The organism is Photobacterium damselae (assembly GCF_003026815.1).
Lineage (GTDB): Bacteria > Pseudomonadota > Gammaproteobacteria > Enterobacterales > Vibrionaceae > Photobacterium > Photobacterium damselae.
The window spans coordinates 1-15904 of sequence record NZ_PYOG01000048.1; the positions used below are offsets into that span (position 1 = coordinate 1).

The window sequence follows — 15904 nt, forward strand, 5'->3', positions numbered from 1 at the left end:
TTCTAAGAAGTGGACGATGCCGATTAGAAACTGGCGACAAGCTCTAAACCGCTTTATGATTATGTTCGAAGACCGACTCTCTGAGTACATGTAACCTCGACAGTTACACAGAATTATTTACAGGGTCCCAGGGGGTCTATGAAATACCCTATTTTGCTACGCACCAGCCTTATCACTCTTTCCTGCTATGGATTTCTTCTACTCCTATCACACTCAGTACTATTACCCATTCATCCCATAGATCATCCTTGCTATATTCGGCACGCAAATTAACGCAATAGACAGAGAGCGCCATGAAGAAGAAACACCACACCACAACATCGAATATAACTTCAACTCAGTATCCAAGCTTATTTCGTCGTTTAGGCGCATGGCTTTATGACACGTTAATTGTTGCCGCTCTTCTTATGCTTGCTGGCGGTATAGCTATGGCTGTTGTTGCCCTTTTATTACACCTTAATGTATTGGATATGGGAACATACCCTGATGTAAGTAGTTACTTAGGCACTCATCCGACAGCTGGCGCTCTTTATACAAGTTATTTAGCCATTGTCATTATTGGCTTCTATGGCTATTTTTGGGTACGTGGTGGGCAAACACTCGGTATGAAAGCGTGGAAGTTGAAGTTACAAAATAAAGATGGTTCCAATATTCGTATTGCGCAAGCTTGTATTCGTATGGGCACCTCTGCATTCGGCCTTGGTAATTTACTGGCACCATTTAGTAAAGAGAAACAGTCATTTCAGGATCTCATGGCTGAATGTGAAATGATCGTCACTCACTAATTTTGATCATCTAACTTATTTATGCAAAGAAAAAGGAGCCAACCATTGGGCTCCTTTTTTGTACATCTCTTATAGTTTACGTTTTAACAGATAAATCGTAATAGCTAAGAACACCATACTTGGTGCCAACGCCCCTATTACCGGTGGTAATCGATATACCTGACTCATCGGTCCAAAGACTTCGTTTGAAATATAAAACGCAAAACCAAAGATAACGCCCGATAGTACCCTTGCGCCCATGGTTACACTTCGTAGTGGACCAAAAACAAATGATAGAGCTAGTAGCATCATTACTGCGATAGATACAGGTTGTAATGCTTTGCGCCAAAACGCTAACTCATAACGTGACGCATCTTGTTTAGACTCTTTTAAATACTGAACGTAATTGTATACCCCAGATAAAGAAAGCTCTTCTGGTTTTACTGTCACGATCGCTAATTTATCGGGTGTAAGCGTAGTCTGCCAATCCAGTGTTGGATATTTAGTTTCTTTGATCTCAATAGGTGCAAAATCTGTCACGGTAACATATTTTAGTGACCAGCCTTTTTCAGCGTTATATTGCGCTTTTTCAGCAAAGACACTTTGAGTTAACTTGTTTTTACCGTTAAATTCCCAAATATTGATCCCATCCAATTCTTTCTGCTCATGAACTCGGGCGATATAAATAAAATCGTTACCATCTTTTGCCCACACGCCACTTTGAACCGATAACATGTTACCGCCAGAGGTCCAGAATGTACGCAAATCACGAGCCGCTTTTTGAGCTTGAGGCGCGCCCCATTGACCTAATAACATCACCATTAGCATTAATGGCACTGCCGTTTTCAATGTTGATAAGCCAATATCTAATTTAGAGAAGCCCGCCGCTTGCATAACGACAAGTTCAGAGCTTGATGCCAGCATACCTAAGCCAATCAGAGCACCAAGTAATACTGCCATTGGAAAGAACATTTCGATATCACGCGGAACACTTAACAGAACGAAGATAAGCGCATTCCATAAGTCATAAGTTCCTTGTCCGACTTTTCGTAACTGCTCAACGTATTTGATGATGGCAGAAAGTCCAACCAAGGTAGACAGAGTTAATGCCGTGGTTCCGATAATAGTTCGACCAATGTACCAGTCTAAAATCTTAAACATTAACCACGTCTCCGTACTTTGTCTCTTAATTTACGCACAGGAAGCGTATCCCAACAGTTAAGTGCCACACCAATGAGCAGTATCACTAAGTTAATCGACCATAATCCAATCATTGGAGGTAACGTGCCATCTTCTAAGGCCGATTTACCCGCACTAATGGCAAGGAAATAGGCTAGATAAATCAATACCGCTGGGACCAATTTCGCAAACCGACCTTGACGAGGATTCACAGCAGAAAGCGGTACTACAACCATAGTCAGTAAAGGTATACATAGAATCAGTGACATACGCCATTGAAACTCAGCCTGAGCTTCAGGTTCTGCACGCTGCATCAGCTCAAGTGTTGGCATTGCATCCCAATCTCGACGCTCTTCTTTTACCTTTCGCTGACCAATTACGGCTTGATAGCCTTCAAAGTCAGTAATGGAGTAATCAAGACGCGTTGGTATCCCTTCATAGCGAGTACCATCTTTAAGATCCAAAATTTGACGACCATCTTTGTGTTCGCTGACATAACCATGATCGGCCACCAGCACACTTGGGCGAATACTATCTTTACCCTTTAGCTGAGCAACGAATACATGCTTAAGTGTTTTACCTTTATCGGTAATATCATTCACAAAGACAACACCTTGACCATTCGGTGCCGCTTGGAATTGACCTTTAACCAACAGATCTAAGCCGGAATCTGCTTTCACCGACTCCATCACTTGCGCTTCTTTTTCTGCCGCCCAAGGCGATAACCAAAGAGCGTTAAAGGTTGCTAAGGCTCCGGTAATTAAGGCTAAACTCAGTGCCGCTCGTAATAGAAATTTATTTCCCATACCAGTGGCATTCATTACCGTAATCTCACTTTCCGCATATAAACGACCAAAAGTGAGCAAAATTCCGATATACAGACTTAATGGCAACATTAGTAGTGCCATAGACGGCATATAAAGCCCCATTAGTGTTGTAATCAAATCACTGGGGATTGAGCCATCGGTCGCATCGGCTAGGATGCGAATAAATTTCTGACTGATGAAGACAAGAAAAAGGACGAAAAGAACCGCAAATTGGCTTTTTAATGTCTCACGTGTCAAATACCTAACAATAATCACGCTTTATATACCCATAGAAAACTTGTTTTTTTGCCAGAATCACTATAGTTTTTCGGTTAATCAGTTATTTTTTAATCTTTCGGCTAAATAGAAGCCTGCACTTTAATCCTATACCGAATCACCGGTTCAGCAAGTAAGTGCGGTATTATCCATCATTTAGCTTTAATTGTCTTTATAGGATGTTAGGAGTACGCATGGAGTTCAGTGTTAAAAGTGGTAGCCCCGAGAAACAGCGCAGTGCCTGTATCGTAGTCGGTGTCTTTGAACCACGCCGCCTATCTCCAATCGCAGAACAACTTGATAAAATCAGTGATGGTTATATCAGTTCACTATTGCGCCGTGGAGATCTGGAAGGCAAACCAGGCCAGATGCTACTACTTCACCATGTACCAAATATTTTATCAGAGCGCGTGCTTTTAGTTGGTTGTGGTAAAGAACGTGAGCTTGATGAACGCCAATACAAACAAATCATCAAGAAAACCATCAGCACCCTTAACGAAACTGGCTCAATGGAAGCGGTATGCTTTTTAACAGAGCTACACGTTAAAGGTCGTGATACATACTGGAAAGTTCGTCAAGCAGTCGAAACCACGAAAGACAGCCTGTACACATTCAACCAATTTAAAAGCAATAAACCAGAAACACGTCGCCCTCTTCGCAAGTTAGTCTTTAACGTACCAACTCGCCGCGAACTGTCTCTAGGTGAACGCGCTATCAACCATGGCCTTTCTATTTCATCAGGCGTAAAAGCCGCGAAAGACCTTGGCAATATGCCACCTAATGTTGCTAATCCTGCTTATCTTGCCTCTCAAGCTCGCCGTTTAGCCGATGATTTTGACACCGTAACAGCAAAAATTATCGGTGAACAAGAGATGCAAACCCTTGGTATGACTTCTTATCTTGCTGTTGGCCAAGGGTCGAAAAACGAAGCTATGATGTCAATCATCGAGTACAAAGGCAACCCTGATCCAGAAGCAAAACCAATTGTTTTAGTCGGTAAAGGTCTCACTTTTGACTCTGGTGGTATCTCAATCAAGCCAAGTGCACAAATGGATGAGATGAAGTACGACATGTGTGGTGCAGCAACTGTCTTTGGTGCCATGAAAGCCCTTGCTAAGCTTAACCTACCAATTAATGTTGTTGGTGTCCTTGCTGGTTGTGAAAATATGCCAGGTGGTGGTGCATACCGTCCAGGTGATATCTTAACAACGATGTCAGGTCAGACCGTTGAAGTACTCAATACCGATGCTGAAGGTCGCTTAGTACTTTGTGATGCCTTAACTTATGTTGAGCGTTTTGAGCCAGAGTGCGTCGTTGACGTTGCGACCTTAACAGGCGCTTGCGTGGTAGCTCTTGGTCATCATATCAGTGGTCTAATGGGTAACCATAATCCTCTGGCTCACGAGTTGATTAATGCCTCAGAACAAGCTGGCGATCGTGCATGGCGCCTACCGCTAGCAGAAGAATATCAAGAGCAAATCGCAAGCCCATTTGCTGATATGGCAAATATTGGCTCACCTGGCGCTGGTACTATTACCGCAGGTTGCTTCCTATCTCGCTTTACTAAGAAATACAACTGGGCTCACCTAGATATTGCAGGTACAGCATGGAAAGGCGGAGCAAATAAAGGGGCAACAGGTCGTCCTGTACCTTTACTTGTTCAATTCCTTCTAAACCGTGCAGGCCAAGAGTTGGTTGAATAATTAATATCAAAACTACACCTTAGCAAATCGATAAGATTGTAGTGCATCACCAAAGGGGCCTTGTGGTCCCTTTGTTTTAAGTACAATTGTTTGAGAGCAATGTTATGACTCATGCTACATTTTATATTATTGATGAACAGAATCAGGCTGAAGACCCTTTATTTCAGCTTCATTTTGCTTGTCAGCAAGCAGTGATGAGTTATCGCCAAGGTTATCGAGTTTATCTATTAGCTGAAGATAAAAGTCAGGCTGAACAAATAGATGAATATTTGTGGCAACAAGAGCCTGATAATTTTGTTCCTCATAATCTATTAGGAGAAGGCCCTCGAGGAGGAGCTCCAGTAGAGATAGGTTGGGGACAATTACGGCATAGTGGTCGACGAAATGTGCTAATAAATTTGGCAAAAAATGCACCAAATTTTGCCGTAACCTTTGTACAAGTGGTAGACTTTGTCCCTTGCGATGAAAAACTTAAGCAATTGGCACGTGAACGCTACAAGATTTATCGCCTTGCTGGCATTCAGTTAACAACAGCCAATGCTGTTGATACGCCCTAAATTCCACATAGATCCTTCTAAGAGCGCTATGGAAAAGACATATAATCCACAATCAATCGAACAAGCGCTGTATCAGCGCTGGGAAGAGGCTGGTTATTTCAAGCCTCATGGTGACACATCTAAAGATGCTTACAGCATTATGATCCCGCCACCAAACGTCACAGGTAGCCTACACATGGGTCACGCGTTCCAAGATACTATCATGGACACCTTGATCCGTTGCGAGCGAATGAAAGGCAAAAACACCCTATGGCAAGTCGGTACCGACCACGCAGGTATCGCGACCCAAATGGTTGTGGAGCGTAAGATTGCAGCTGAAGAAGGCAAAACAAAGCATGACTACGGCCGTGACGCTTTCATTGATAAAATCTGGGAATGGAAAGGCGAATCTGGTGGCACGATCACTAAACAGCTTCGTCGCCTAGGTGCATCAGTTGACTGGGACCGCGAACGTTTCACTATGGACGCAGGTCTGTCTAACGCAGTACAAGAAGTGTTTGTTCGTCTATACGAAGAAGACTTAATTTACCGCGGTAAGCGTCTAGTAAACTGGGATCCAAAACTACACACTGCGATCTCAGACCTAGAAGTTGAAAACAAAGATACAAAAGGCCATATGTGGCACTTCCGCTATCCTCTTGCTGATGGCGTGAAAACAGTAGATGGCAAAGACTATATTGTTGTTGCAACGACTCGTCCAGAAACCATGCTGGGTGATACAGGTGTTGCCGTTAACCCAGAAGATCCTCGTTACAAAGATCTGATCGGTAAAGACATCATTCTACCTATCGTAGGCCGTCGTATTCCAATTGTTGGTGATGAACACGCAGACATGGAAAAAGGCACAGGTTGTGTGAAAATCACACCTGCTCACGACTTTAACGACTACGAAGTAGGTAAACGTCATAGCTTGCCTATGATCAATATCCTAACGTTCAATGCTGATATTCGTGATGCCGCTGAAGTGTTCAACACTAATGGTGAACCAAGCGACGCATACAGCACTGAACTGCCAGCGAAATACCATGGCATGGAGCGTTTTGCAGCTCGTAAAGCTATCGTGGCAGAATTTGATGAACTAGGCCTACTAGAAGAGATCAAAGATCACGACCTACAAGTACCATATGGCGACCGTGGTGGCGTGGTTATCGAACCAATGCTAACTGACCAATGGTATGTACGTGCAGCACCGCTAGCAAAACCTGCCGTAGAAGCGGTAGAAAATGGCGATATCAAGTTTGTACCTAAGCAGTACGAAAACATGTACTTCTCTTGGATGCGTGACATTCAAGACTGGTGTATCTCTCGCCAGCTATGGTGGGGCCACCGTATCCCTGCATGGTACGACAACGACGGCAATGTATACGTAGGTCGTACAGAAGAAGAAGTTCGCGAGAATAACAATCTTGCACCTGTGGTTGTACTTCGCCAAGACGACGATGTACTTGATACTTGGTTCTCTTCTGCATTATGGACTTTCGGTACTCAAGGCTGGCCAGAAAATACCATTGATCTTAAGACCTTCCACCCATCAGATGTGTTGGTAACAGGTTTTGACATCATCTTCTTCTGGGTTGCTCGTATGATCATGATGACCATGCACTTCTGTAAAGATGAAGACGGTAAAGCACAAGTTCCATTTAAAACTGTTTACGTTACCGGTCTTATCCGTGATGAAAACGGCGATAAAATGTCTAAGTCTAAGGGTAACGTACTTGACCCTATCGACATGATCGACGGTATTGATCTTGAATCTCTTGTTGCTAAGCGTACTGGTAACATGATGCAGCCACAGCTTGCGGCGAAGATCGAGAAAAACACTCGTAAGACATTTGAAAATGGTATCGAACCATACGGTACTGATGCATTACGCTTCACTCTAGCGGCAATGGCTTCAACTGGTCGTGATATCAACTGGGATATGAAGCGTCTTGAAGGTTACCGTAACTTCTGTAACAAACTATGGAACGCAAGTCGTTACGTATTGATGAACACAGAAGATCAGGATTGTGGTTTTGCTGCAGGTAGCGAGCTTGAATACTCTCTTGCAGACAAGTGGATCGAATCTCAGTTTGAACTAGCTGCGAAAGAATTTAATGCTCATATCGACAACTTCCGTCTAGATATGGCAGCAAACACGCTATACGAATTCATCTGGAACCAATTCTGTGACTGGTACCTAGAGCTAACTAAACCAGTTCTATGGAAAGGCTCTGAAGCGCAACAACGTGCTACTCGCCGTACCTTAATCACTGTACTTGAGAAGACTCTTCGTCTTGCACACCCAGTACTACCTTACATCACTGAAACTATCTGGCAGAGTGTGAAGCCACTAGTAGACGGTATTGAAGGCGATACTATCATGCTACAAGCATTGCCTCAGTACGATGAAAATAATTTCGATGCTAAAGCTCTAGCTGATATCGAATGGGTGAAAGGCTTTATCACAAGTATCCGTAACCTACGTGCGGAATACGATATTGCACCAAGCAAACCATTAGATGTAATGCTAAAAGCAACTGATGCTCAAGACGCAGCACGCCTTGAAGCAAACCGTACCGTTCTAATGTCTCTTGCAAAACTTGAGTCACTAAACGTACTAGAAGCAGGTGCAGAAACTCCAGCATGCGCGACAGCTCTTGTGGGTAAATCAGAGCTAATGATCCCAATGGCAGGTCTTATCGATAAAGATGCAGAACTTGCTCGTCTAGCAAAAGAAATTGCGAAGACTGAAGGTGAAATCAAGCGTATCGAAGGTAAGCTAGGTAACGAAGGTTTCGTTGCTAAAGCTCCAGAAGCGGTTATCGCTAAAGAGCGTGAGAAGCTAACGGGTTACCAAGAAGCACTAGCAAAACTTGCTGAACAAAAAGAAACTATCGCAGCGCTATAATCGGCCCGATGATTTCTAAAACAAAAACCGATGGCTTAGGCTGTCGGTTTTTTTATATCTTAATAAACCTATAACTTGATCAAGACCTTTCCCTTCCCACCTCATTTCATAGCTAATACCTATCAATAGAATTAAAAAAATCAAATATCTTTATTTCTTAATATTGGCCATACTTCAATCATCAAGAGAGAGGGATAAATAATGAAAAAGACAATCAGCTTTGCAGCAATACATTTTACTGTCGCATTTAGCGTCGCTTATATCTTAACGGGAGATATTATTTTAGGTAGTTTGATTGCCATGATTGAGCCCATGGTCAATACCGTTGCTTTCTACTTCCATGAAAAAGTGTGGCAACTAAAACACCTAAAACAGTCGGCTTTTAGTGCTCCAAGTAAAAAAACAGTTAGCTTTGCGATTGTCCATTTCAGCGTCGCTTTTGGTGTGGCTTATCTTTTAACTGGAGATGTTTTAATTGGTAGTGTAATGGCGATGATAGAACCTGCCATCAATACTGTTGCTTACTACTTCCATGAAAAAGTATGGCAAAAGAAAGAACATAATCACACTTTATTCGATGCCATGGTGTGTCAGCACTCATAACGATACAACAACAATAACGTGAAAAATGGGATAGTGGTTCATCTTCCTTACTCCTGCTCCTGATGAATCATTTATCCCACCCTATAACGAGGAGGCAGCCTTCCCCTCTCTCAATCCTAGGCTGTCTCTTCTTTTCTAAACTTGAAATACAATAAAGCCCCAACGAACTTGCACTCGTTGGGGCTTTGTTTTGTAATTTATAACTTAGTTGCTGACGTTATAATGTAATAACAAATTGTACCGCAGCACCGTAATTATTATCTTCACCATATTGGCCCGCTAAATCGATACCAAATGCACCAAATGGCTTTAGTCCAATACCCGCTGTCACCATATTTTGGGCATAATCTGTCATACTGATACTGTAGCCTGCTCGTAGCTGAGCCCAATCCCAAGCATTAAATTCAGCACCTAAATGGGCAAATTGAGTCTCATAAGCCAACTCTTCAAAATAGTGCTGTTTATTTAAATCAACATCAGCAGCAAGGGTAAACATACCATTATCATATGCAACACCTGCAGTGTATTTTGGCTCCACTAGATATGTTACCGCTGTCGAATCAGAACGAGAAATATTTTGGTTTGTATCTAAAGATTGTTTAATTACGTTCTTAGCTGCAAAGGCAACAGTAATAGAATCTACCGGCTTATAAGCTATACCGAGATCTAAGTTAAAAGCTGTTTTTTCAGTATGATCATGGCCAGCATCGAAATCACTATCTTCAAATTCTTCAACCGTCTTCTTATATCTTAAGGCATAGATTTTTTGTAATTTTGGAGCAACACCTAAAGAAACAGTTTGATTATCAAAAGGTAAATCAAAAGATTTTGCTAGAGCAATACCAATATCCGCAGTACCGCCAGCTAAGCCTTCAACGGTCGAATACATGTGCTCTGGTGTTGTATCAAAGTCTTCTAGGTGTTTAATATCACGCTGATCAATATCAGTATTTACGACAGCTTGAACTTGTGCTTGAGTAAACAATACAGCGCTTAAATAGTGATTTGGAACAGAGGCCGCAATACCTGCATGAACAGTTGCTTTTAATGAGCCATTGTCTAACTCATTAAGAGCAGATGTCCACTCTTCCTTTTGAGCGGCCGTTAGCATGCCATTATCAATACTATCTTCAATATCAGAATTGATTTCTTGGAAATGATCAACTTTATGATAAAGATCATCGGCATCATGTACCGTTACCCCAATAGAAGGTAACATTAAGCCAAAATCATCATTCGCTTTGTAATTTACAGCAAGAGCTGGGTTATAAAAACCGGCTGTAAGATAATGAGCAGAAGCGACGCCAGTCCCTCCCATTCCCATACCTCGAGCATCCATACCGTTATCAGCGAATGCAGATGCCGATAATGAAGACAGAACTAACAAAGCCAAATGATTGCGCTTACAAAAAAACATGTTCATCCTTATGTAGAATATATACTTACAAGCAATATTCTACATTAAAAAACACAGTTTATAGAAATTAATTGCATAGAAGCATAAATCACCAAGCAAACAACACTCATCTGTCTACTTCTTTAGCTAAAAGCGGGGATGGAATAAACAAAAACCCAAGTAATTAAGTATTATTACTTGGGTTTTTAAGTCTTTTAGAAAATAAATCTAAATTAATAACTATTGCGTAGGTGATATACCGTTAGTCCTGCGGTCAATTCTTCTAATGTTGCAGGGCCAGTGTATTTAATCTGGCGTTGGTGCTCAGGCACTAAGGTAAAACTGGAATCAGAGAAATGCCCTGCCCCTTGATATTCTAAATGAACAAAAAAGGCTGGTTTACTGCTTGTTATCATGACATACAGTTGATTATCAATTTCAGCGACCTCATAACGCAGATCAGGATCGGCAAGTTCACAATGTTTTAACCGTTTAGGGAACCAAGTATTTTCAATAATATTAGCCCCCTGACGCAAGTGAACATGGAAGAATCCCTCTTCTTCTCGCCCTGCTAGATCTTCTGTTAACCACTCCCAGACTGATAAACACTTACCTGGTTCCAAATACTGGTTAATTGGATCTCTAAACAGGATTTCGCCCTCCCAACTTTGCCAAACGACCTCACCTTTTAGTACCTCTCCACGACGACTATCGTTAAGTAGATACAGTTTTACACCGTCATTATCGGCCATAAAGGTTGCCGTTAATGGGGCAAAAAATCGTTTTGCATGGTAGTGCAATGGCTTCCAACGTCCATTATATTCAACCGAAGAACATGAACTTTGCGGCGAAAAATCGTTAAGTTGCCACAATAGCATACCTGTATTTTTCTCTTGTAAACGCCACGCTTCTACTGCTGTTTTGGTGACTATTGCTTGTTGTACTTGAGATAAATACAACATATTGGCAAAACCATCTGGAAAACGGTAATTACGGGTGAACATATCTACGATGGTGGCATTACCTTTACCATTACGTTGATGCTGCTCCATACTTGGTGACGAGATATTCCAATGCTTTTCTGGTGCGATAGTTCGAACTGTTGGCAGAGATGGCCAAGATTGGAAACCAAACTCACTACAGAAGTTCGGGATATGTTTGCGGCTATGAACATAATCCAAACCTTGATGCCAGATATCCCAGTAATGGCAATCGCCAGAATCAAGATCTTGCCATGGTCTACAGTGTTCACTGTCATCATAATAAGAAGCAGAGACCCAAAATAGGCGCTTAGGATCTTCTTGTTCTAATACCTGACGAATATTACGCATTAAACGATCATAATTTGACAGATATTTATCTCGTTCTTGTCGGTTTGGTAATTGCTGATAAATACCGTCAACAATAGGGTTATCACCGCCCCATAGTGCAATACATGAATGATTTTTAAGCCGACGAGCTTGCCATAATAACTCTTCTTTTACTTCCGTCATTACATCTGGCGTTGGCAGCATAAAAGCATCACTAAACATAACGTCTTGCCAAACTAACAGACCTAAGGCATCACACTGACGGTAGAAAATCTCTTTCTCATAACGACCACCACCCCAAACGCGAACCATATTCATATTCGCTTCTGCAGCATCGGCCAGCAATTTTTGGTAACGTTCAGCGGTCATACGCCCAGGTAAAGCATCAAGCGGTAACCAGTTTGTACCTCGTACTTTAATGAGCTCATCATTCACTTTAACGCTGAAATTATGGCCTTGCTCATTAGGTTCAGTCACGACTTCTAGCTTACGTAAACCAATTTTTTGTTCAATCAACTGGCCATCTACTTCAACTCGTAAGTCATATAAGCGAGGTTGGCCATAACCTGCTGGCCACCACAAACGAGGGTTATCAATACGAAATAGAACGCTCGCTTGTTCAGCATCACGGTCTAGAGTTAAATGGAAGGTTTGATCATCAAAGGTTACTTCTGCAATCGCTAAGCCACGGCTTGTTACCGCTTCATAATGTAAAGTGACGGCTAACTCACAACCGCTCTCTTGCCAATTCTGTTTAGTGCTAATGTGACTCACTCGAATCTGCTGTAGTGGTTGCAGTTCAATATCATCAAAGACACCGATAACAGGAATATTTACACCCCAAAATGAACTTGATAAACAAGAGCTTTGACGTAATGCATTTAAATCTATCTGCGCAGTACCCTGCTCATCAATCGGCATATTGAAGGCCAATTTATCGAGTGCAACTTGAGTGGGGTCTTGGTGGCGTAACACCATTTCAATGTGGTTTAATCCAACCTTTAAGCACGGCAGAATTTCAACTTTATGGCGGATAAACATATTATTGAAATCCGCTACGGTATGGCCGTTAACTCGAATTTCAACAATAGACTCAAGATCGTGAAGAACCAGATCCATCGCTTGGCATGTTAACTGATCTTCCGTTAACTGAAATGAACGACTGACTAACCAATCACATTCACGAATCCACTGAACTTTATCTTCATTAGTCGCCCAATGAGGATCTGGGATCTCTCCCGCTTCAAGTAATGCAGAATGCACATCACCCGGTAATTCAACTGTAATATCTTGAATTGCAGCACGCTGCACGCAAGTCAGAATCCACTGACCATTGAGAGAGATTGTCATCACTCACTCCAAACAGAAAATAGTATTCAGTATTTCTACTTCATAATCATCAATAGGAAATAGATGAATATACGTCAAACAACTTAGAAAAGGCGCGCTATTACACGCTATGACCTTCTTTGAACTAAATCAGTGGCAGCGCCCTAAACCCTGTATGTGAAGTTGCTTGAGCATATTGATATGCCACTTTACTAAGTTGGCACGAATCTGCTGTGATCTTTGGCGATATTTAACCAACCAAAGCTCCAGTCGATAAAAAAAGCCAGCATTATGCTGGCTTCTCGGATCGAGCTAGTACGAATTAATCTTCGTCATCATACTCTTCTTCGTCGTCGTCTTCATCCGACTCAAAGTACGTGCCCCAACCGTCATAATCAATGTTGTGTTTTTCAGCTAACTGAATCAGTTTTTCAGCTTGCTCATCAATCAGTTCTGCCTTTAGAGCCGACTCCATTACAGCATCAAAGCATACTACTTTGCCACCGCCATCTTCAGGGTCTAATTCAAGCTCTTCTGCTTCCATCACCTCATAACCTAACTTAAATGCTTCTACCGCTGCGGCTTCTAAAGCTTCAAACGTATCTGCAGAGAAGTGATGCTCAATAGTGTATAGCGCATCAGGCTCACTACCATCTTCTAATAGTGCTTCAATAATTTCGCGGGTTTCTAATTTTTGCTCTTCAATCAGTTCAGCATAAGTCATGGGGTTAACTCCACCAATGGAATAAATCTGGCGGCAAATATCGCATGGATTGCACACAATTACCACTGTTGGATGCAGTTCGAAATTTATTTTGATGCATGTCAAACAACCAATAAGTTTTTCTGCTCATCAGTAGTCCAACTAAAAGTGCATAAAATTCCAGCGTATGCATTTGACCTTAGTGAGAATACGACAATTCTCTATCTATTTTCGCATAACTAGCAACCGCTCTAACTAGGTTTGCTATGGTTCTACTGAGGTTTCTACTCTTAATATATTTTTATGCTGCATAGTTTGGCTCTCAATTATTTTTATTCAATTAGCATATTCACCCAATTTTTTTAACCAAATACCCTTATAGAAATATCAATATCGTTTTAAAGCCAAATTTTATCCCCGAAAAGTGTGAACACTGCGGTAGTTAATGCCTCCCAATTCAATCTAAAATCAGGGCGAAACATTTAAAAAATAAAGATAAAGCACTGACTTATATCATTACAAATTATAGAGAGATACGAACATGATCTTACATCATCCTCACCAACGAGTAGGCGGCATCCCAATACATGGTCGATTGTTATGCTAACTCAGCAATAACCTACCTCATTTCAAAAATAATTTGTTAAGCCACTGGTTTAACTGATATATCTGCCGATAACAATCAATTGGCATGCTGGATTATGCCTTGCATTCTGGATTTGCATGGCACAAGGAGATGAATATGACCACCGAAACCGCACCTAAGGATAAAAAGGAAGAAAAAGGCGGCTTTTTTGCTAACTTTAAATTCCCATCCGCCTACACCATTTTATTTGCTTTAATTGCTGTTGTAGCCCTACTCACTTGGATCGTACCTGCTGGTCAGTACAACCGCGTAATGAACGAAGAGTTAGGTAAAGAAGTACCAGTTACAGGTACATACCATGCTGTAGAGAGTAACCCTCAAGGCGTTGTTGATGTACTGCTTGCACCAATTGACGGCTTTTATGACCACGATAGCTACGAAGCGGCTGCCATTGACGTTTCACTGTTTATCTTAATCATTGGTGGCTTCTTAGGACTTGTAACTAAAACAGGTGCTATCGATGCTGGTATCGAACGTGTTACTGCAAGGTTACAAGGTAAAGAGGAATTGATGATTCCAATTCTAATGGCCTTGTTTGCAGCAGGCGGTACCATTTACGGTATGGCTGAAGAATCACTTCCATTTTATACCTTACTCGTACCTGTGATGATGGCTGCCCGTTTTGACCCTGTTGTGGCAGCAGCAACGGTTCTACTTGGTGCAGGTATTGGTACTCTCGGTTCAACCATCAACCCATTTGCTACTGTAATTGCGGCTAACGCTGCTGGTATTCCATTTACTGATGGTATTGCACTTCGCGTTGCTATTTTAGTGATTGGCTGGGTGATCTGTGTGGGCTATGTAATGCGATACGCTAAGATGGTTCGTAGCGATCACACAAAATCTATCGTATTTGACAAGTATGAAGAGAACAAAGCTCACTTCCTTGGCAACCAAACTGGTGAACTATTAGAGTTTACTACTACACGTAAAATCATTTTAACTATCTTTGCTCTGTCTTTTGGCATCATGATCTACGGCGTGTCAGTTCTAGGTTGGTGGATGGCTCAAATTTCAGCTATGTTCCTAGGATCTGCAATCCTTATTGGTTTAATTGCACGAATGAGTGAAGAAGATTTTACAACCAGCTTTATTGATGGTGCCCGTGATCTATTAGGTGTTGCACTGATTATCGGTATTGCCCGTGGTATCGTTGTGATCATGGACCGCGGTATGATTACAGATACCATTTTGAACTCGGCTGAACATATTGTTTCAGGTCTATCTTCAATTGTATTTATCAACGTTATGTACTGGTTAGAAGTCCTACTATCTTTCTTAGTACCATCATCATCTGGTTTAGCAGTATTAACCATGCCAATTATGGCTCCTCTTGCCGACTTTGCCGGTGTAAGTCGTGACCTGGTAGTAACTGCTTATCAGTCAGCTTCAGGTATCGTTAATATGATGACCCCAACTTCTGCTGTTGTTATGGGTGGTCTAGCGATTGCTCGCGTACCTTATGTTCGTTGGGTTAAGTGGGTGATGCCTCTATTGGGTATCTTGACTGTTCTTATTATGGTTATGCTAAGTATTGGCGCAATGATGTCTTAAGCTGCCAAACGCACTATCACTAAGCCGCTGCCTGTCAGCGGCTTTTTTTGGCTTCTGCTTCTGCTTCTGCTTCTGCTTCTGCTTCTGCTTCTGCTTCTGCTTCTGCTTCTGCTTCTGCTTCTGCTTCTGCTTCTGCTTCTGCTTCTGCTTCTGCTTCTGCTTCTGCTTCTGCTTCTGCTTCTGCTTCT

The 15904-nt window shown here is 41.9% G+C and carries 11 protein-coding genes; 6 read left to right on the plus strand and 5 right to left on the minus strand.

Annotated elements, in window-relative coordinates:
- Positions 1–293: 293 nt before the first annotated feature.
- On the plus strand, positions 294–785 hold the full coding sequence (locus CTN07_RS21090) for an RDD family protein (protein ID WP_036764430.1): 492 nt from the start codon (positions 294–296) through the stop codon (positions 783–785).
- A gap of 69 nt (positions 786–854) precedes the next feature.
- On the opposite strand, the gene lptG is transcribed toward CTN07_RS21090, so the two are convergent.
- Together lptG and lptF are read right to left on the minus strand one after the other, a co-directional pair.
- Positions 855–1925, minus strand: a complete 1071-nt coding sequence (gene lptG, locus CTN07_RS21095; protein ID WP_005301338.1) for an LPS export ABC transporter permease LptG — start codon at positions 1923–1925, stop codon at positions 855–857.
- Positions 1925–3025 (minus strand): LPS export ABC transporter permease LptF, encoded by a 1101-nt coding sequence (gene lptF / locus CTN07_RS21100; protein WP_005301349.1) that lies wholly within the window; start codon positions 3023–3025, stop codon positions 1925–1927. Before lptF ends, lptG begins: the two co-directional genes overlap by 1 nt.
- A 194-nt stretch (positions 3026–3219) precedes the next feature.
- Between lptF and pepA the strand changes: the two genes are divergently transcribed.
- From pepA to CTN07_RS21120, 4 genes are all read left to right on the plus strand, one after another.
- Positions 3220–4728, plus strand: a complete 1509-nt coding sequence (gene pepA / locus CTN07_RS21105; RefSeq protein ID WP_036764432.1) for a leucyl aminopeptidase — start codon at positions 3220–3222, stop codon at positions 4726–4728.
- Between the two features lie 104 nt (positions 4729–4832).
- A complete protein-coding gene (locus CTN07_RS21110) occupies positions 4833–5285 on the plus strand; it encodes a DNA polymerase III subunit chi (protein WP_036764433.1) in 453 nt (150 codons plus the stop codon).
- A 28-nt stretch (positions 5286–5313) separates the two neighbouring features.
- Positions 5314–8175, plus strand: coding sequence for a valine--tRNA ligase (locus CTN07_RS21115; protein ID WP_005301359.1), 2862 nt, complete (start codon positions 5314–5316; stop codon positions 8173–8175).
- A 201-nt stretch (positions 8176–8376) separates the two neighbouring features.
- Positions 8377–8778, plus strand: a complete 402-nt coding sequence (locus tag CTN07_RS21120; RefSeq protein WP_036764434.1) for a DUF2061 domain-containing protein — start codon at positions 8377–8379, stop codon at positions 8776–8778.
- A gap of 217 nt (positions 8779–8995) precedes the next feature.
- Here the strand turns inward: CTN07_RS21120 and CTN07_RS21125 are convergent, their stop codons facing one another.
- The 3 genes from CTN07_RS21125 to rraB all read right to left on the minus strand — a co-directional run bounded on the left by CTN07_RS21125 (position 8996) and on the right by rraB (position 13537).
- Complete coding sequence (locus CTN07_RS21125; RefSeq protein ID WP_005301363.1) at positions 8996–10195, minus strand: conjugal transfer protein TraF; 1200 nt, start codon at positions 10193–10195, stop codon at positions 8996–8998.
- Positions 10196–10407: 212 nt separating this feature from the next.
- Positions 10408–12834: a beta-mannosidase gene (locus tag CTN07_RS21130; RefSeq protein WP_005301364.1), complete on the minus strand. Its 2427-nt coding sequence runs from the start codon at positions 12832–12834 to the stop codon at positions 10408–10410.
- A 301-nt stretch (positions 12835–13135) separates the two neighbouring features.
- The gene (rraB, locus tag CTN07_RS21135; RefSeq protein ID WP_005301366.1) at positions 13136–13537 is read right to left on the minus strand and encodes a ribonuclease E inhibitor RraB; all 402 of its coding nucleotides are present in this window, start codon (positions 13535–13537) and stop codon (positions 13136–13138) included.
- Between the two features lie 721 nt (positions 13538–14258).
- On the opposite strand from rraB, the gene CTN07_RS21140 reads away from it, so the two are divergent.
- Positions 14259–15716, plus strand: coding sequence for a YfcC family protein (locus tag CTN07_RS21140; RefSeq protein ID WP_005301368.1), 1458 nt, complete (start codon positions 14259–14261; stop codon positions 15714–15716).
- Positions 15717–15904: the final 188 nt, after the last annotated feature.